The sequence below is a fragment of the Pseudoalteromonas fuliginea genome (assembly GCF_000690055.1).
GTDB lineage: Bacteria > Pseudomonadota > Gammaproteobacteria > Enterobacterales > Alteromonadaceae > Pseudoalteromonas > Pseudoalteromonas fuliginea.
In genome coordinates this window covers 51789-70504 of sequence record NZ_JJNZ01000065.1, presented here as the reverse complement: position 1 = coordinate 70504, position 18716 = coordinate 51789, and the positions used below count along the sequence as shown (strand labels likewise).

Genomic DNA, 18716 nt, shown 5'->3' with positions numbered 1-18716 from the left:
TTAAATGAGCTGGAATAAATAACTTAAAAATAAAATAGCTTGTTTAGCGCCACAAGCTTTAACCAGTACTTTAGTGAAAAACTTAAAAACACTTTACCTATTGATTAAAAAGCCGATGATTATTTCATATTAATCAGGGTTACATAAAACAAAGTGCTAACTTTCTATAATAAAGATTTAATTTGGTGAGGGCAGATTGTACTTGGTTAAGAAGGGGTGTGCAAATAACGCTGTAGGGAATATAGGTGCAAAGTAAATTTGCACCTATATTCATTTAGTTACTAGTTGCCGTTGGTAAAACCGTAATGTTAGATTGTGTATTATATTTTTGCTTCCAGTTTAAGTCGCAAATACCATCTGTTGGTGAAAATGCAGTTGGTGCTGTTAACAATAATTTACGTATTTCAGGATGATCAGACTCATCACATGCAATTTTAAGTTTATCTAAAAACGGATCAAGCTCTGCCCATGGCATTTTTATTTCTTGCGCGCTTAAAATTCTAGGGTGCTCAGTACCAATAACATTATCGCCAATAAGTAGCTCTTCAAAAAGCTTTTCGCCAGGTCGTAAACCAGTGCATTTTATTTCTATGTCGCCATTCGGGCGTTTTTCATGTTTTACCTCAAGCCCAGATAAATGAACCATTTTGGTTGCTAAATCTTTAATTTTTACAGGCTCACCCATATCGAGCACAAATACATCACCTCCCACCCCCATTGCACCAGCCTGAATAACTAGTTGAGCAGCTTCAGGAATGGTCATAAAATAGCGGGTTATGTCTTGATGGGTGAGTGTTATTGGGCCACCCGCTTTAATTTGTTTTCTAAAAAGTGGCACTACAGAACCAGATGAACCTAAAACATTACCAAATCTAACCATGGTGAAACGTGTTGTACTTTGAATTTCAGATAAACCTTGCAAGACAAGTTCAGCCATACGTTTTGTTGTCCCCATTATGTTGGTTGGGCGTACTGCTTTATCTGTAGATATAAGTACAAAAGTTTCTACGTTAGTGAATATTGCAGCCGTTGCTACATTGTATGTGCCATAAACATTATTACGTACACCTTCTACTACATTGTGCTCAACTAAAGGAACGTGCTTATATGCAGCCGCATGATAAACAGTTTGTACATCAAAAGTTGAGAATGTTGACTCTACTAGTTTTTTATTTTGGATTGACCCAAGTATTGGCAAAACTTCTATATTTAAGCCATTGCTAATGCAATATTCAGATAACTCTTTTTCGATTGCGTATAACGCAAATTCAGAAAGTTCAAATAACACTATTTTAGTAGGGCTACTTTTTACTATTTGCCTACAAAGCTCAGAACCAATTGAACCACCAGCTCCTGTCACCATAACAACTTTATTAGCTATATTTGCCGCCATCAAATCATCTCTAGGTTCAACGGAATCACGCCCAAGTAGATCTTCTATTTCAACGTCTTTTACTTCATCTAAATTGTTAGTCCCAGACACAATATCAGCCATGCCTGGGATGGTCATTACCTGTAGTTTAAATTTTTCAATCGCATTTAGTATTTCTTTTCTGCGGCTACGCGATGTACTAGGTAACGCTAGTAAAATTTTGTTGGCACACTTTTGCTTTGCAATTGCAGCTATTTGCGAGGGAGCATGTACACAAATACCTTGTATTAGCGATAAATGTTTTTTCGGATCGTCATCTATAAAAGCAACAGGAGAGTATTCAGGACCATTGGCAAGTGCTGTAGCAAGTTGACGTCCAGCTGAGCCTGCACCGTATATTATTACGCCTTCTTTGCTACGCATAGTAATTTGCCCAACTACGGCACGTACTGTCAACCTTGCGCCACCTACAAATAAAATACAAAAACTAGCATAAATAAAAGGAACGGTGCGTGGTACTGGCGCACTTAGAAAAAAAGATAAAACAGTCAAATAAACAGTTGAAAGTATAACTCCTGCAATAATTGCCCACATAGCCTGAGAGTTCATATAACGAAGTACTGCTCTGTATAAACCAAGTTTTACAAAACTTAATAAACTTAATGGAAGTAAAGCACAAAGCAATGTCCATGTATGTGTGCTTTTCAGGACAGCCGTACTATCTAGCCTTAACAAAAATGCAAGCCAAAAAGCAACTACTATAAATACACTATCAATGAGGAGAGAAACAACTCTTTTTTGGGGACGAGGTAAATTAACTAAGAATTTTAAAAACACAATACATTTCCCTGAAGTTAGCAGCGCCACTACTATTCTATTGATTACAATTTTACTACAAGATGAACAACTATTGCACTTAATAATTAAAGACTATATATAAATATTTATATAGTCTTTATGTATTTGGTTGTTTTTTGTAAACAAACGTTATCAGCGAATGTTAGCCTTTGATTATAAAGACGCCAAACCCAAAACTTCCCTTATAACCTGTAGCATTTTATCCATTTCACCTTTACTCAAGGTTGGATGGACCAAAAGCATAAGTGAAGTTTCTCCTAGCTCTACTGCATTTGGTAAACGTTTTTCAGGCCTCCATGAGGTATCATCAAATGCTTTTTCAAGATAAACCTCAGAACAGCTGCCTTGAAAACAAGGTACACCACGCTCAACTATTTCGTTTACTATACGATCGCGATCCCAACCATCAACTAAGTACTCAGGTTTAACAAACATGTAATGTTTATATTCAGCATGTTCGATATACTCTGGCACTTTAACTAATCTTACACAATCGAAGCTATCTGCTGCTTTATCCAGCTGTGCAGCATGCGATTGCCGTTTTGCAGTCCAATCACTCATTCGAGTTAACTGGATTCGCCCTAGCACTGCTTGCATTTCAGTCATGCGCCAATTCGTACCAAAACTCTCATGCAGCCATCTAAAACCAGGAGGATGCTGTCTATTGTATATTGCATCAAAGCTCTTACCGTGATCTTTGTAGCTCCACATGGTTGACCATAACTCTTTTGAGTTAGTCGTTACCATGCCGCCCTCGCCGCCTGTTGTCATAATCTTATCTTGGCAAAAGCTCCATGCACCGATATGCCCAATACTACCAACCGAGCGGCCTTTATACTTTGCACCATGTGCTTGTGCGCAATCTTCAATTACATAAAAACCATGTTCTTTACTGAGCGCCATTATTTCATCCATTTCAGCTGGCATGCCCGCTAAATGAACAACAATAACCGCTTTTGTTTTTGGTGTAAGCACTCCTTTTATAGATTCGGTAGTAATAGCTTGGCTATTTAGATCTACATCAGCAAATACGGGAGCAGCACCAGCAGTTACAATACTTGAAGCAGATGCCAAAAATGTTCGTGGAGTAGTTATTACTTCATCACCAGTGCCAACACTTAAAGCTTTAAGTGCTAAATCGAGTGCTAAAGTGCCATTACCAAGTGCAATTGCGTACTCGCTATCAGCCCACGCAGCAAATTCTTTTTCAAATTCACGACCTTCAGTACCAGTCCAATAATTTACTTTATTCGACAAAACTACCCGGCTAACTGCATCGGCTTCTTCTTGCGTAAAATTAGGCCAAGGGGAAAATGGGGTGTTTAACATGATAATCCTATAAAATATGATAAGGCTTAACTATTTTCTGAAACTTTAGTGCAAGGAGAGCCGTAAGCAATTACACCAGATGGTATATCTTTAACAACCAAACTACCTGCACCAATTAATGTATTATCGCCAATATTAATAAGTTGTTTTACTTTACTTCCAATACCTAGCCAACTACTTCGCCCGACGCTAACCCCGCCAGCTAATGCAGTGCCTGGGCAAATATGCGTAAAGTCACCTATTTTACAATCATGCTCAATTATAGCTGAGGTATTAATTATACAGCCACGGCCTATTACTACAAAAGCGTTAATGACAGCATTAGCAGCTATAACAGACCCAGAATCTATTTGAGCATATTTACTTATAATTGCACTTGGGTGTATTAGGATTGGAAGTGTGTAGCCATTTTTGGCTAACGTTTTAATTTTTTCTTCTCGAGTATTATTGTCACCTATAGCAACAGCAACATTCATGTTGTTACTAGGTACATTAAGCAAATCTGAAAATGTACCTACAACAGACCAATGCTCTATATTTTTTTTATTAGGATATGCATCATCATAAAAGCTAACACTAAAGCCTAGCTGCTCCGCAATATCAGCTATTATTTTACCGTGGCCGCTAGCCCCTAAAATAGCCAGCGTTTTTAAAGCTGGCTTAGTCATTATTAGAACCTTTAAAAGGTTCAATAGTGACGTGCCCATCAGCACTGATGCCCTCTCTTACAAAAACTTTTTTTACTGTTAACAGTAATATTTTCATATCGAGGAGGAGACTTTGATTGTCTACATACCATACATCAAGCTTAAATTTTTCATCCCAGCCAATTGCATTACGACCATTTACTTGTGCCCAACCAGTTATACCAGGTCTTACATTGTGGCGTTTAACTTGTTCTGAATTATACAGCGGTAAATACTGTACTAGTAGTGGTCTTGGCCCAACTAAGCTCATATCGCCTTTGATAACATTAAACAAACCAGGTAGCTCGTCTAAACTAGTTGAGCGTAAAAAAGCACCAAATTTAGTCATCCTTTCGTTATCTGGAAGCAAGTTACCGTGCTTATCTTTGGCATCGAGCATGCTTCTAAACTTCATCATTTTAAAAATATAGCTATTCAAACCAGGACGATTTTGAGTAAACAATATAGGTGAACCTAATTTTAAACGAATTAATATCGCAACTATAATTATTAATGGTAATAAAGTAAGCAATACACTGAGGGCAACTATAAAATCGAAGGTGCGCTTCATTTCTTTACTCCGGTAACCCAAGCCACCCACTTATCCGCTAAATTATGACGATTAAAATCGCGCTTAGCCAGAACTTGTGCTCTTTCACCCATCTCAGGTAATAACTCCCTATTATCTGCGGCATTTATTAATGCGTCAGCAAATGCTATTGCATTATCAGGTTCAATTGCGTATCCACAATTATTATCTTTAATCATACTCGCTAACCAACCCGGATAATTGTTAAGTACAGGTAAACCAGCTGAAATATAATCAAAAAACTTATTTGGCGATGTACCGTAATAAAAAGCGGGTATATTCGCTAATAATTGCAAGCCAATGTCAGCCCCTTTCATTAATTCTGCTAGCTTACTTTTATTAACTGGTGGGTGGAATATCACATTATCCAACTTTTCTAATTCAGCTCGAGCCTGCAAGCTTTGCTTTAACTTACCTTGACCAACAAGTACCAGTTTAATATCGTCACGACCACGTACCTTTAGTTCAGCTGCTGCATCCAATGCAGCATCCAAGCCATTGGCTTGTCCGTGAGTACCAGTAAATACAGCCATTAAATCTGTATCAGCTACACCATCAGGCCGCCAGGGGGTAACATCCTCAGCAAATATAGTTAAATCACATCCATTTGGTACTATTTCTATTTTACTTGCTTTTACACCGCATTTTTTAATACCTTCAACGATACCGGGCGATAAACCTATACAGCGATTAGCAGAGCGGTACGAGCACCACTCAAGCATAGACATTGCAGCTAAAACTAAGGGGTTTTTTATCACTCCCATCTCTTTTGGTAGTTCAGGCCATAAGTCCCGAACCTCAAATACGAAAGGTTTACCTCGTAACCAGCGTGCAAATATGCCAGGTATTCCAGCAGTCAGAGGGGTTGTAGTTGCAAAAAGAACATCATATTTGTACGTTAGCGCTATACCGACACTCTTAGTTGCAAACTTTAAAAATGTGCCAGCACGTTTTACTAACCCATCAGCATTAGAATAAGCTAAATCAAATTCAATTATATGAATACCATCAACCACTCCTTCCCTGCGACCTTTGATAAAGCTGGGAGTTAAACCCGTTTCTCCACCGCCATAACTACCACACACCATAGTCACTTGATGTCCATGTTTTAATAACCGCTGTGCCATTTCATAAGAACGGATGCCTGTAGAGCCGCTAGGCGTAGAAAAGTGCTGATGAAAATATAAAACATTCATAATTAAAATTTTACTTCCGTGGTCAATGTTCCAGGCTCGTTAACTTCTATTTCGAGTACTGGTATTTCAATTTCTTGGTGGTAATAGCGAGATTCAAAACCTGTAGTTAGTTCAATACGAGTTATATTCATATTCGCCGAAAAATCAATTGTGCAAAATTCACTTACAAGGCTATCCCCTGCTAATGTCCAATCTATTGGAGAAAGCCGAAAACGCAGTACAGCCTTTTGCTTAAATCCACTAATAGTGTCTTGTACGGTTAATAAATGTGGCTGTAAACTAATCACGCGTATATGTTTGCAGCCAAATCTATCTTTATACCCAGCACTAATTTGTTGCTCGCTACCTGCAACTATGAGAGTTTTCTTATGAATAGTTTTTACCCAGTCACCTAGTAAAAAACGGCTCAAACGAGGCATTTGATCGTGCGAATCAAATTCAATCGTATTATGACTTTTTACTCCACCATAATAATCAATATATTTTTTCCCAGCATTGTAGCTAAATGTGCCTCCATCGCGAAATATATTTTGATCATTCAACCAAAAATCGATGTGCAAGGCATCACTCTGACTGGGTCTAAACTTAAACATGGGGTAGTTAAAATAAAGCGCAGCGTTTGCCGCGCTCAAATAAGTATAGCCACCATCTGTAAAGTCTTTTGCAACTTTGTTTGCTATACATTGGTTAGGTTTTTCTAATTTTAGCCACTTAAGTGGCACATTAAAATCACCACTAAAATTATACGCCGCTTTTTTGAAAAACAATGTACTGGCAAGCTGAACACTCGGCCTAAAGTCTCTATAATCAGTACTTGTTAGCGGAATTAAGCGTGCCCCGTCGTTAGCACCAAGATTTGGAGCATCTCCAGATATAGAGTCTGTAAAATAAAATAACCAATTGGTAGCAGCTTTTAACTTTATATACAAAGGCTCTGAAAACGAAGGTAGGCTGTGTTTTTGGCGCCATACTTCGGAAAAACTATAGGTATCGAGCATAACTCGGTGGTAATTTACAGAGTGTTGGCTAAAGCTTCCATCTGTTTCAATTAATTTCTTAGATCTATTCTCAAGCCACTTTAAACCCTGTTTCTGCCATTTAACACCGTCATTATCACCGTTTAGTACTAACCACGAACCGCCAATATAAAGCGCCGCAGCTTCAGAAGTTCCATGATTGTTATCTTGAGCAACCGCGTACATAACAGTAGGCGATATTCTCTTTAAATGTGCTTTAATTAAACTTAATAGTGCTGGAGTCGTATTTTGGGTTTGTTTTAGCAATAAAGCGGCTAGAGCTAAATGCATTACCCTTATTGAAGCTTCTTGTCCACACTTCCAATTAACTCCGTTGTAGGGAGGATTGCTCTTAACCCAGCCGGTCACCCAGACATTTAACTTAATAAGAGCGCCTTTATCGCCGCTTGCTACTTGTTGAGCAAAACTGACGACCCAATCAAAGCGTGATGCTTCCCAAACGCCTTTAATATCACCTAACTGCTCATCAAAGTCCCCAATTAAATACCAAGGTATGTCACAAGGAGTTAACTCTTTATTTAAACAGCTTTGATGCCAATTGGGAATTTCAGCTCTACCTGATTCGACACCAAAATAAGTATGCTTATTAAACCACTGAGCATTACATGGGCTATTAACTGTAGGACCTACATATGGAGTAAAAAAGTCACCTGATTTAATTTCAGAGGTAATATTTTTTACTTTATTAAACCCTGTTTTTAGCCCAAGCTGATACGTAAACACTCGGGCTAGGTTTGGTAAACCTAATCCGAGTGCTGTTTTAACTTTGATTAAATTCATTTTTGTATGCGCAACTGCTCTGCAACATCAATGGTTATCTTAGCAACTTCAAATAACTCATCAGCCGGTATTGGTGCTGTGGTACCTTTTTTTATAGAATCAATGAAGGCTGCCGAGCAAGTTGTTTGGCCCTTATCTTGTTTCCATAAATTAAGCTTCTTAAACCCTTTCCAGCCAAAACCTTTAAGTTTTATAAAGTTATCCAACTGCAATGTCCCGCCCGCTGCAAACACTTCGATTCTTTCTTTTGGAAAGCTAGCAGCACCATTTGCTAAATAATGAATAGTTCCAAATGATCCATCAGCAAAGCCAAGAATAATTGCCGCTTTATCTTCTGTTATATCAACTGCGTTGGTGTCACCCATTCTACGAGCTTGAACACTTACAATTTCACTACCAGCTAAGTAACGCATTAAATCGATAAAGTGACAGGCCTCACCAATAATGCGTCCACCTCCAACATTATTATTTTGCGTCCAATGATCGGCTGGAATGCTGCCAGCATTCATTGTCATAATAAATGATTTAGGCTCTTTAATCGGTGCTAATAGTGCTTTCATTTTTTGTATTTGAGGTGAAAAACGTCGATTAAAACCAACCATCAATTTAGGTGGTTTTTCTGCTTTAATAGCATCCTCATAAGCAGTCTTAACTTCGGCTAGTTCTTCATGAGTTATTGCTAACGGTTTTTCTACAAATACGTTTTTGCCTGCCTTAAGCGCTTGTTGAACAAAATATGCATGGCTATTATGCTGAGTAACAATAGCAATAGTATTGATGCTTGAATTTTCAATCATACTCTGTGTATCAGTGGTCGCCTCGCTGAAGCCTGCCTTCTCACCATGAATTACACCGTTAATACCACCAGAAGTTGAAATACTATGAAGTTGCGCTCCCGCTTTTTTAAAGGCAGGGATCAACATACGTGATGCATAGTTGCCAGCACCAATAAAGCCGACTATAGCATCATCGGGTTGATACTCAGGTGCTGCTTTTAAATTTATGATTCTTTCATGACGACTTACTGAATCAGATTCAAACTGTAGCAAAATACCCAAAGCACTTTTATCTGTTGTTAATAAATCATAGGCATCATTTGAGTATTCGAATTTAAATCGATGTGTAATTAATGGCTTAACATCGACTTGACCACACGACATCATATCAAGTATTGCTTCAAAATTACGCTGCTCAGTCCAGCGCACAAATGCTAGTGGGTAATCATTACCTTGCTCTTCGTAACTAGGATCATAACGGCCAGGGCCATAAGAACATGAAACCTGAAAAGTCAGCTCTTTTTCATAAAAGTCAGCACGATTTAGTTCAAGGCCAATTACCCCCACTAAAATAATACGGCCACGTTTACGACTCATTCTAGCTGCTTGGGTTGCAGGGTCGTTTGATTTAGTTGAGGCTGTAATAATTACACCATCTACGCCAACCCCGCGACTAAATGTCATCCCAGCGGCAACTGGGTCTTCACCTTTACCGGGGTTGCAAATTTCTGCGCCAAACTGCTTAGCTAAATCAAGCTTTGATTGGTCAAAATCAATTGCTAATACTCTACATCCCTGAGCCCTTAGCATTTGAACTGTTAACAAACCAATTAGGCCAACACCTGTAACAACAAAACACTCACCCATTGTTGGGTTCGCTAAACGTATGCCTTGTAGACCAATACTTGCAACAACTGTAAAAGCAGCTTCTTCATCAGAAACATTACTCGGTATTTTTGCAACTAAGTTTTTTGCAACTCGCACTACGTCAGCATGAGGCCCATTAGATACAACTCGGTCACCAGCTTTAAAACTCTCAGCACCTATTCCTGCGCTTTCAACTACACCTACATTGCAGTAACCCAACGGTAATGGCTGAGCAAGCTTAGACTTCACAGCATCAACTGTAGTCATCAAACCATCCGTTTGTACTTTTTCAAGCACCATTTTAACTTTATCAGGCTGGGCACGTGCTTTATCAATTAGGTTAGCTTTACCAAAATCAACGAGCATTCTCTCAGTACCTGCAGATATGAGCGTAGTTGTAGTGTTTATCACTACATTATTTTTTGTTACCTGGGGAGCAGGAGCTTCAACTATAGTTGAGCCCCCTTTGGCCATATCTTGTAATATTTGTTTCATTTATAAATGCTCTATTAATACTCTTTTTAAATCTTCGAAAGAATCATATTCATAAATCACACACCCTTTTGGACGAGCGATTGAATTAGAAGCTATAGTCAAGCAAGAAAAATATAATGCTTCTCTCACACTAACGCTATCGCCATCTGTTGGTGTTAACCTTAAACAAATTGGCTTTTTCTTAAACACGGGCCAAAGTTGATGTTGGCCAGTTAAAATACAAAGGCGACCTGATTGAGTATGTTTATCTATTAATTTTTTACACTCATCAGACAATACCTCTGGTTCGTATAAACCTATAACCAATAATAATTTCATGCTAGGTATAGCATCAAGCAGTTTTAAACTTGTCCCTACACCATATAAATCTTCCCCTTCATAAGGAATATATTTCCAAGCAGAATTAACCGTAAAACAACCATCCTCTATAAAGTTTTTTACAGGTCGTGGATAATTTTCAACTATAGAATTATGCTCTGACTCGTCAGGTGCTACGAAAGGTGATATCAACTTTACATTAAACTGAGGTGGATAAAAAAAGACTAACTTCGGATTAACAACATAAACTCCGTGACAATATTTTAAAATAGCTAATAGTAGCTTTTTCTTAATACCGCTATAGTGTCTTGAAGCATTATGATCGATAAAAACACTATTTCTTATCTTCCCTAAAAATAAAAATGCTAAAACAACATATAAATTAAGAGAGTTAACCTCATACTTTTGAGCTTTTGAGTTAAACAAATTAAATAAAAAGTTCTTTTCTGAGAAATCTAATTTTGTAACTTGCTCTGAAGTTTTGAGTAATTCAGCGTAACGTCTTGTAACATAAACACTAACGCCACCGATTGGTGGTGGAAACCTTCCAGCAACACATATACTCATAATAACCTGATCACTTAAATTGAATTTATAAAAAATATCTATTTTGCATATTATGACATTAAGTACTTATTGCGTCCCTCTTTCATATAAAAAATTAATCATTGAGTAGTTTTATATATTTTTTTAAAACACTTTCAGACTTAAAATTCTCTGTTGCATAATATTTAGCATTTTCACACAACTGCTGATATTCAATAGAATCAATTTTTGTGGCAGCCTCTAAACAACGCGATAACTCAATAGGCTTTTCTAAATCAACTAAAAAACCGGCAGAAGAATCTTTTAAAATAATTTCATGATCAGAAATATTGCCAAGTATTGTTGGAGTACCTGTTGCTAACGCCTCTGCAACTGAGTTAGACGATGACTCGAATTTGGACGGATGAATTAACATGAATGAACTCTCTAATACGTGTGGAATATCCTCAGACGGACCACGAAACACTAAATTTTCAGTTAAATCATGCTGCTGTAATAAATTTTCAACTTCTTTAAATTCATCCGATTTTATAATTCGACCATACCAATATATTTTAGGTACTGGAGATAAAAAATTTGTTTTATATAATATAAGCGCTTCTGCAATATATCTGAAATTTTTAAATGGCGTGGTATGCGCTACAACAGTGAATATCCGCTCCTCAATGGCTTTAGGATTGATTTCAATGTCAAAAAAAGGCTCTGGCATAGCATTGGGGATATAAACAACATTTTTGTTAACATGAACTAACTTTAATTTCTCAGATTGAACAATTGAATTTGAAGTGATGTTTTTACATACGCCATGAAATTTGTATCTTATTTTACTTAAAAGGCCTGTTGGCATTAGCTCAAGTGAGGTTCTTTCTGAATAAGTAAGTGTTATTTTTTTCACATAAAACAAACTCGCCAACTCCAAATAAAATGCAGGAGTGTTTAAAAAAGCAAGAGCGCTTTTATAATTATACTTATATAATAAACCGAGCAATTTAAATACCACAGAGAAACCAAGCTTATTGGATTTAACCGCTTCATGAACCACAACTCGATTATTTAAGTTAGCTCTGTGATGTGTAAACTCGGGGTAGTATATTAATATATGAACATTTTCACCTGCTTCAACTAACCCGTTAGCAATATTAACAATTTGCCTTTGTGCGCCACCTGAACCGAAATGATCAATAACTAGCAATATTGGAATTTTTTTTTTCATCATTAAGCTTATTTTTTATCTAAAACAATACAACCTGGAGATAGAACTACAATAGAATTATCCAGAATATCTTGATTAACGACAGCGTTAGCTGTCAATAGACACATTATTTCCTATCGTTATCTTCCCCAACACTTTTGCTCCAGGTGCGGTATAAACATTATTTCCAATTACTGGAACTCCTCGTCTATCTCCTTTCCCAGAAATTCCGATTATAACACCTTGCGATAGATTAACATTTTTACCTATCTTTGTTTGGCTAGAAACGACAACCCCTCCATGATGCTCGATATAAAGGCCTGTATCTATATTTTCAACCCGAGGAATCTCAATTCCCCACTTACTGCACATACGATGATACTGAAAAAACACCATGGCTCTAAAAAGATACGAATTATATATTTTGCTTAACCCATTGCCCATACCGATACGTTACGATTGCGTGAAAACCGGGGTTCTATAGCAGCCTATATTTTCTTCAATCGACCGCCTAGAACTAACTCATAAGTACGTCGCCAATCATCTTTGAGCATTTTTCATTCCCATTTCTTTTTGTGATAAGAAGATTAAAATTAGTAAAATTAACGGATAAATTATTTTAGTAATGAATGGTTCTTTGAACTCAATTATAAATAAAGGCATAAAAAAAACGATACACAACAGCTTGTTGACTGAGTTATCTAACTTTAAAATACTGCGGACTAAGTAAAAAAAGAAACTACCGTAAAATAAAATAGAAACGACTAACCCAAAACCATAATAAGTTTGAACATACCCTATATCACTGCCTGAGGCATTTAGACCATTAGCTTTTGCAGCCAACCCAGTGCCTATGATAGTGGTTATTTCAAGAGCTGGTATAGGCATTTTAGCTAATGCGCCAGCAGTTGCATCTTCTCCCTTTAAAAAAATCGAAAAAGAACGTTCTAATGGGTAAGCTATTGCCTCCCAATCAATTTCTAAGCTAAAATATAAAATAAATAAACTAAGAAAAAATGTCAGTACTATAAAAAACGTATGTTTCAAATTGCTCGATGCTATTATAAAAAAAATAAGAATATAAAATAAACTAAGAAACAAACCTAACTTACCTACCAAAATGCAAGATGCACTCATAAACAAAGATATAAATAAATATAATAATTTACGCTTTAACATTGTTGAGCGCCAGTAAAGCGCCATAGAAGCAAAAACACCCACTGATATGGTCAACGCTAAACTTGCACCAGATCCTGTAGAAAAGCCTGGTACTCTAAATGGGTCAGTGAAGGGAATGTTGCCGCCCTCAACCATAACTGTTGAAAGCCAATCTCTGTATCCAGGAAATATAAAAGAAATAAATATCATTACCGATTGTATACAACAGCAAATCACAATTACTTTTAAGAGGTGCCGTACATCATTAAAAAAAAATGATGCTGCGGCCGCCATATAAAGAGTAAAAACTAAAAACACTATTATTTTACTCAACATCCCAAAATCTGTAGATAAAAAAATAACTTGAAAAATAACATACAAGAAAACTGAGAATTGGAAAAAATAAAAGATTACATTTCTTTCAATATCCTTTTTAAAAAAATAAAGTAATTTTAAGCCAATAGTTAAAGTACATAGTAAAAAAACGAGCCGCGTAGCTGGCATCCACTCAAATTTTAAAAACTTTAATTGAAATAAATAGAAAAATGTTAAAACCAACAATAAAGACTTAAACAAAAAGCCTTCTTGAGATGTTTTAATTGTTAGCTTTGGTAGTTTCATTGTTCATCTAACCAAGCATTAAACATTAAAATTGACCATAGTAATGTTCCCCAGTTATTGACTTTGCTTTGGTGTTGTTCCCACATCTTTGCAACGAAAGTAACATCAAAAATATCATCTCGCTTTAATCTTGATGGGCAAAGTAAATTGTTAGCCCACTCATTCAAAGCACCTCTTAGCCAATCGTCAAGCGGAATAGCAAACCCCATTTTTGGACGCTCAATTAATTTTTTAGGTACTTTTTTATACAGAAGCTCTCTTAATAAATATTTCCCTTTTCCATCAAATCTATGAACACTAACAGGGATTTTTTTTGAAAATTCTACAATATTATGATCAAGTAAAGGAATACGCCCTTCTAGGCTCGAGCCCATGAAAGCTCGATCAACTTTTACTAAAATATCATCTGGTAAATATTGCATAGAATCAGCATTCATCATGTGACTATATAAATCATACTCAGCTTGCTCATCATAAGCTGAAAAAATGGGCAAAGCCCCTTTTACAAGTGATTCTACATTCATAAGGGTAGATACTGAGCGCTTATAAAAAGAATTAAAATCAGTACAACCTAAATAGTCCAAACTTCGTATTAGTCCATGGGTACTTTTACCCATAGCTTTAAAGTTATGAACATTATTTAAAACATTAATATGTTTACTTGTACTATTTATTAAGCCACGGATTGGCTCTGGAATTTTGCTAACCTTATTCCAGCGTTGGTAAGTTCTCTCATAACGACTATAGCCACAAAATAACTCATCACCGCCATCGCCAGATAACGCCACTGTTACTTTTTGTTTTGCTAAAGCTCCTACTATATATGTAGGTAACTGCGATGAATCTGCAAATGGTTCATCATAAACAAGTGGGAGTTTGGGAACTACTGATAACAAATCAGACTGGTCTATATAATGCTCTGTATGATTTGTACCTAAATGGTTTGCTATTTCTTTAGCAAATTTAGCTTCATTATACTTAGGATCTTTGAAACCAATTGTGAAAGTATTAATTGGTTTAGAGGACTGAGATTGCATATAAGATGTAATTAAAGACGAGTCAATTCCGCCAGATAAAAACGCCCCAAGAGGCACATCTGCTTGAGATTGTTGCTCTACACTTTTACTGATTAATACATCTAGTTCACTTAATGCTAATTTTGGATCATTTATTCTATCTTTATTTTTATATGTTTCACTCACGTTTTTAAATGACCAATATGCGGCTGGCGGACTAGCTATTGTTTCATTATCTCTAAGATCAATAGCTAAAAAATTACCTGGCATTAATTTTTTAGTGTTTTTATAAACACTAAAAGGTGCAGGAATATAACCATGTCTTAAATATAATCCAATAGCATTCCTATCTAGCTCTTTATCAAAAAGAGGATGCTGAGTTAAGCAACCTAATTGCGAACCAAAAACAATACCACTCGGTAGAATCGAATAATAAAGAGGTTTTTCACCCATGCGATCGCGAGCTAAATATAATTGTTTGTTTTCTTTATCCCACAAAGCAAAAGCGAACATGCCTGTAAATTTATTAAGTGAGGCTTCCACTCCCCACTTTTCAATACAGGCTAATAATACTTCTGTATCAGATTCACTTTTAAACACACTTCCCGATGCTACAAGCTCTTCTTTAAGCTCTAAGAAATTATAAATCTCGCCATTGAATACAACAACAAACCGATTTGAATGGGAGTGCATAGGCTGATGACCTAGCGGAGATAAATCATGAATAGATAAGCGTTGATGCCCAAAAGCAACGCCATCCTCTATCCAAGTACCTGAATCATCGGGTCCTCGATGATTAATTTTACTTAACATATCCCTAACTACAGATTCCGCTCCAAAATCTATAGTCTTCTTTATACTTATAAAACCGGCAAAACCACACATGCAAAAGTCTCTACTAAATTATTTTTTATTTTTTATTTTTTTAAATGAATAAATAAGACGAAAAATCAAAGAGAAATATCTTGTTAAATGTAAAAACTTATGCAACCAAGTTGCATATTTATACTCTTCAGCCGAAAGTTCAATCAGCCTTTTAAAACCAGAGTAATCCCCAGAAAAACAACACCTTAAAGAGAAAGCAAGCTTTTTATGTACTTGCGCTTTTTTTACTATTGCTTTATTTACCCCTAAGCTAAGGGCTAAATTATAGGCATCAAGATAAAAATTTTCTATCGCTGATTTATAAATAGGGTTTGATGATACACCACCACTATGTTTGCGATAACAACCAAGCACTGATTTATCTAAATAAATAGAACCATTAATTGCTGTATCAATATAAACATAGAAATCTACAGCCTCAAATCCTTCAGGATATTTCTTTCTACATTTGTATCGATACATAACACTACTATGCACAAAGTATGTCCCAAGAGATACTAATTGCTCAACGCTCGCTATTATAGGTAACTTGGGGTCTGCCCCAATCACTTCTTGACTATCTATAACTTTAACAGCATGAGTTGTCATCGAAATAAAAGGTTTTTCATCAAGTAGATCAGCTTGTTTTTGGAGCTTGTCTGGCAAAAACAGATCATCACCATCACAATGACTAACATATTCACCAATGGCTAAATTATGTGCATCAAAGTAGTTGGTGCCTGCTCCTACATTTACTCTTCGTAAAACAGGTCTAATAAACGCATATTTATCAGCATATTCTTGAATGATTTCAGCCGTACGATCAGTAGAGCAGTCGTCACTGACGATTACTTCAAAATTAAAATTAGTACTTTGATTCACTATGCTTTCTAGGCAATCACGAATATAATTTTCTTGGTTATAAGTGACAACACAAACAGATACTTTAACTTTACTATTTTGGGTCAAGACATTACCTTATTGAAATATTTTTCACCTAAAACCTTTCTTGCTATAGGAGAAAAAAATAAAGAAGTTAAAAAAACAGGTATACCGGTGCTTATAACTACATAAAAGTTATCTAATCTAGTTACAGGTTCAAATAATATATAATGAATAATATAACCTACACATACTGCTGGTATGCACACAAATATAACATTATTAAATAGCCATTTGAGATGTAAACCAGGTTCAATCTTATAATGAATAAATCCTACCCAAAACGTTAAAAATAAAAAATTTATAATAACCCATGTGTAGCCTGCCCCCACTGCACCATAATACTTAGCGGCTAGTACTATGGCTGGAATTAAAATACCCGCAAATATAAAGTTACCATACAAATGATATTTCAAATTACCCTTTGCATATTGAAGATAATAAGGAAATGAAGTAATTATTAAAAAGCTGTTCCCTATAACATACAGACGTAATATCGGTGCTACAGCTTCAGACAAATGTTTATCCCCAGTCCATGCAAATAGCAAGCTTTCAGCACTAAAGAAGATAGTAATTGCTGCTGCACCACCAATGATTGCAACCAATTGAGTTGCGTTGTGATACACGTTTAGCATTTCAATATTTTTATTCTGAGCAAATAATGATGTCATTCTAGGTAATACAGCATTACTAATTGGACCACTTATTATCATAATCCCCCCAGCAACTAAAACCGCTAAAGTGAAATAACCATACTCAGCTAATGGTAATACATTTGAAAGCACCAACTTATCCGTTTGAGTAACTAATACCCAAATAGATGCAGTAAAAGCGATAGTCATTGAAAATTTCAGTACAGGTAATAATGGCTTTAAAGACCAGCCAATTACTTCTAGGTTAGAGTTTATAGAGGGTAACAATGTACGCGATTTGTTAAATAGAATTAAGGTTTCTACAAACGCTATTATTAGCTGGTAGACAAAAAAGATAAAAATTGTAAATCCAAACTTGAACATTACAACAAATACACCTAAAGCTCTTAATGTAGCCATAACTATATTAAAGTAGCTAAGCCATACGAGGTTTTCACTTCCAGTTATCACCCCTCTGTAGAGGCCACAAAGCCATCTACATGCCACTGTAAGTGCCATTATCTTTACAGAGAAAATTACACTATCCGTGTCTAGACTATCGAAATTCAACCATTTTTTAGCAACAAGTTCAGATAACAAATATAAAAAGAGACCCCCAACTAACGCAATAATAAAAAATATAACATTCAACGCTCTATATATTTGACGAAATCCTAAAGGGGTCGTAGCTCCTGACTTAAAACGAGCTGTTTCTCTGCTAATTGTGGGTGTTAAACCTAAGTCAAGCAAATTAAACCAAGCTTGTAACAGTACAAAAAAGCCAACTAAACCATAAGCTTCCGCTCCCATATACTCTATATAGTAAGGTAGTATCAGTATTCCTATAGCAGTTACATATATTTGACTGACATAATTTGCTATTATATTTTTCTTCAATGACATAATATCGCTTAATTATTTTTCTTAATTATTGCCATTGAAGTCATGTTGATATATCTCCCATTTTTGTAAACTGCGTCCACCAAAGTGCCTTCTTTTTTGAAGCCTACCTTGTTATATAACCCTATTGCCGCTTGGTTTTTTTCTAAAACAGTTAAATATACCCTATGTAAATTTAAATCTAAAAATGCATGTTCTAAAGCAAGTGTCGTAGCACGCTCTCCAACCCCTTGTCCTCTAATGCTTTCATCACCTAACCAAATTGCAAACTCCGTATTACGGTTAAGCCAATCTATATTAAGCAAATAAACAGCACCTAATAACTGATTAGTTTCTTGGCAGCAGATGGCTAAACGAACATTATTCGCTCTATTATTCTGATAATTTTCAAACCACTTTTTATCTATAGCTATATCCACATAGCGAAAATTTGCACCTAAGTAATCAACGGTTTTTTTTGTATTTCGCCATTCATTTAAAACTTCCATATCTGCTATAGATAATTCTCTTAAACAAATCTCTTTCATCATTTATCTCTTTTG

Annotated in this window: 15 protein-coding genes; all 15 read right to left on the bottom strand. The window is 36.0% G+C overall.

Annotated elements, in window-relative coordinates; translation table 11 throughout:
* Positions 1-274 precede the first annotated feature (274 nt).
* On the bottom strand, positions 275-2209 hold the full coding sequence (locus DC53_RS04470; RefSeq protein ID WP_033031255.1) for a polysaccharide biosynthesis protein: 1935 nt from the start codon (positions 2207-2209) through the stop codon (positions 275-277).
* Between the two features lie 174 nt (positions 2210-2383).
* A complete protein-coding gene (locus tag DC53_RS04475) occupies positions 2384-3559 on the bottom strand; it encodes a DegT/DnrJ/EryC1/StrS family aminotransferase (protein ID WP_033031253.1) in 1176 nt (391 codons plus the stop codon).
* Between the two features lie 26 nt (positions 3560-3585).
* Positions 3586-4227, bottom strand: coding sequence for an acetyltransferase (locus DC53_RS04480; protein WP_033031251.1), 642 nt, complete (start codon positions 4225-4227; stop codon positions 3586-3588).
* The gene (locus DC53_RS04485; protein WP_033031249.1) at positions 4220-4816 is read right to left on the bottom strand and encodes a sugar transferase; all 597 of its coding nucleotides are present in this window, start codon (positions 4814-4816) and stop codon (positions 4220-4222) included. The genes DC53_RS04480 and DC53_RS04485 overlap by 8 nt, the downstream gene beginning before the upstream one ends.
* The gene (locus DC53_RS04490) at positions 4813-6030 is read right to left on the bottom strand and encodes a glycosyltransferase family 4 protein (protein WP_033031247.1); all 1218 of its coding nucleotides are present in this window, start codon (positions 6028-6030) and stop codon (positions 4813-4815) included. Before DC53_RS04490 ends, DC53_RS04485 begins: the two co-directional genes overlap by 4 nt.
* A 2-nt stretch (positions 6031-6032) precedes the next feature.
* Positions 6033-7847, bottom strand: coding sequence for a heparinase II/III family protein (locus DC53_RS0120690; protein ID WP_033031245.1), 1815 nt, complete (start codon positions 7845-7847; stop codon positions 6033-6035).
* Positions 7844-9985, bottom strand: a complete 2142-nt coding sequence (locus DC53_RS04495; protein WP_033031243.1) for a bi-domain-containing oxidoreductase — start codon at positions 9983-9985, stop codon at positions 7844-7846. The genes DC53_RS0120690 and DC53_RS04495 overlap by 4 nt, the downstream gene beginning before the upstream one ends.
* Positions 9986-10870, bottom strand: a complete 885-nt coding sequence (locus DC53_RS04500; RefSeq protein ID WP_033031241.1) for a hypothetical protein — start codon at positions 10868-10870, stop codon at positions 9986-9988.
* 94 nt (positions 10871-10964) lie between these two features.
* A complete protein-coding gene (locus DC53_RS04505) occupies positions 10965-12065 on the bottom strand; it encodes a glycosyltransferase (RefSeq protein WP_081824588.1) in 1101 nt (366 codons plus the stop codon).
* 84 nt (positions 12066-12149) lie between these two features.
* A complete protein-coding gene (locus DC53_RS0120685) occupies positions 12150-12485 on the bottom strand; it encodes an LbetaH domain-containing protein (protein WP_050484161.1) in 336 nt (111 codons plus the stop codon).
* 96 nt (positions 12486-12581) lie between these two features.
* Complete coding sequence (locus tag DC53_RS04510) at positions 12582-13820, bottom strand: hypothetical protein (protein WP_033031237.1); 1239 nt, start codon at positions 13818-13820, stop codon at positions 12582-12584.
* Positions 13817-15721, bottom strand: coding sequence for an asparagine synthase (glutamine-hydrolyzing) (asnB, locus tag DC53_RS04515; protein ID WP_033031235.1), 1905 nt, complete (start codon positions 15719-15721; stop codon positions 13817-13819). The genes DC53_RS04510 and asnB overlap by 4 nt, the downstream gene beginning before the upstream one ends.
* Positions 15722-15739: 18 nt before the next feature.
* Positions 15740-16669 (bottom strand): glycosyltransferase, encoded by a 930-nt coding sequence (locus tag DC53_RS21410; protein ID WP_050484160.1) that lies wholly within the window; start codon positions 16667-16669, stop codon positions 15740-15742.
* Positions 16666-18177 carry an oligosaccharide flippase family protein gene (locus DC53_RS04520; protein WP_033031233.1) on the bottom strand — a complete coding sequence of 504 codons (1512 nt, stop codon included), beginning with the start codon at positions 18175-18177 and terminating at the stop codon, positions 16666-16668. Before DC53_RS04520 ends, DC53_RS21410 begins: the two co-directional genes overlap by 4 nt.
* An 8-nt stretch (positions 18178-18185) precedes the next feature.
* Positions 18186-18704 (bottom strand): GNAT family N-acetyltransferase, encoded by a 519-nt coding sequence (locus DC53_RS04525; protein ID WP_239462847.1) that lies wholly within the window; start codon positions 18702-18704, stop codon positions 18186-18188.
* Positions 18705-18716 lie beyond the last annotated feature (12 nt).

Coding starts and splice junctions, on each gene's coding strand:
- asnB (WP_033031235.1), bottom strand. CDS start 15,721: ATGTGTGGTTTTGCCGGTTTTATAAGTATAAAGAAGACTATAGATTTT.
- DC53_RS0120685 (WP_050484161.1), bottom strand. CDS start 12,485: ATGGGCAATGGGTTAAGCAAAATATATAATTCGTATCTTTTTAGAGCC.
- DC53_RS04480 (WP_033031251.1), bottom strand. CDS start 4,227: ATGACTAAGCCAGCTTTAAAAACGCTGGCTATTTTAGGGGCTAGCGGC.
- DC53_RS04525 (WP_239462847.1), bottom strand. CDS start 18,704: ATGATGAAAGAGATTTGTTTAAGAGAATTATCTATAGCAGATATGGAA.
- DC53_RS04500 (WP_033031241.1), bottom strand. CDS start 10,870: ATGAGTATATGTGTTGCTGGAAGGTTTCCACCACCAATCGGTGGCGTT.
- DC53_RS04520 (WP_033031233.1), bottom strand. CDS start 18,177: ATGTCATTGAAGAAAAATATAATAGCAAATTATGTCAGTCAAATATAT.
- DC53_RS0120690 (WP_033031245.1), bottom strand. CDS start 7,847: ATGAATTTAATCAAAGTTAAAACAGCACTCGGATTAGGTTTACCAAAC.
- DC53_RS04505 (WP_081824588.1), bottom strand. CDS start 12,065: ATGATGAAAAAAAAAATTCCAATATTGCTAGTTATTGATCATTTCGGT.
- DC53_RS04490 (WP_033031247.1), bottom strand. CDS start 6,030: ATGAATGTTTTATATTTTCATCAGCACTTTTCTACGCCTAGCGGCTCT.
- DC53_RS04475 (WP_033031253.1), bottom strand. CDS start 3,559: ATGTTAAACACCCCATTTTCCCCTTGGCCTAATTTTACGCAAGAAGAA.
- DC53_RS04495 (WP_033031243.1), bottom strand. CDS start 9,985: ATGAAACAAATATTACAAGATATGGCCAAAGGGGGCTCAACTATAGTT.
- DC53_RS04510 (WP_033031237.1), bottom strand. CDS start 13,820: ATGAAACTACCAAAGCTAACAATTAAAACATCTCAAGAAGGCTTTTTG.
- DC53_RS04485 (WP_033031249.1), bottom strand. CDS start 4,816: ATGAAGCGCACCTTCGATTTTATAGTTGCCCTCAGTGTATTGCTTACT.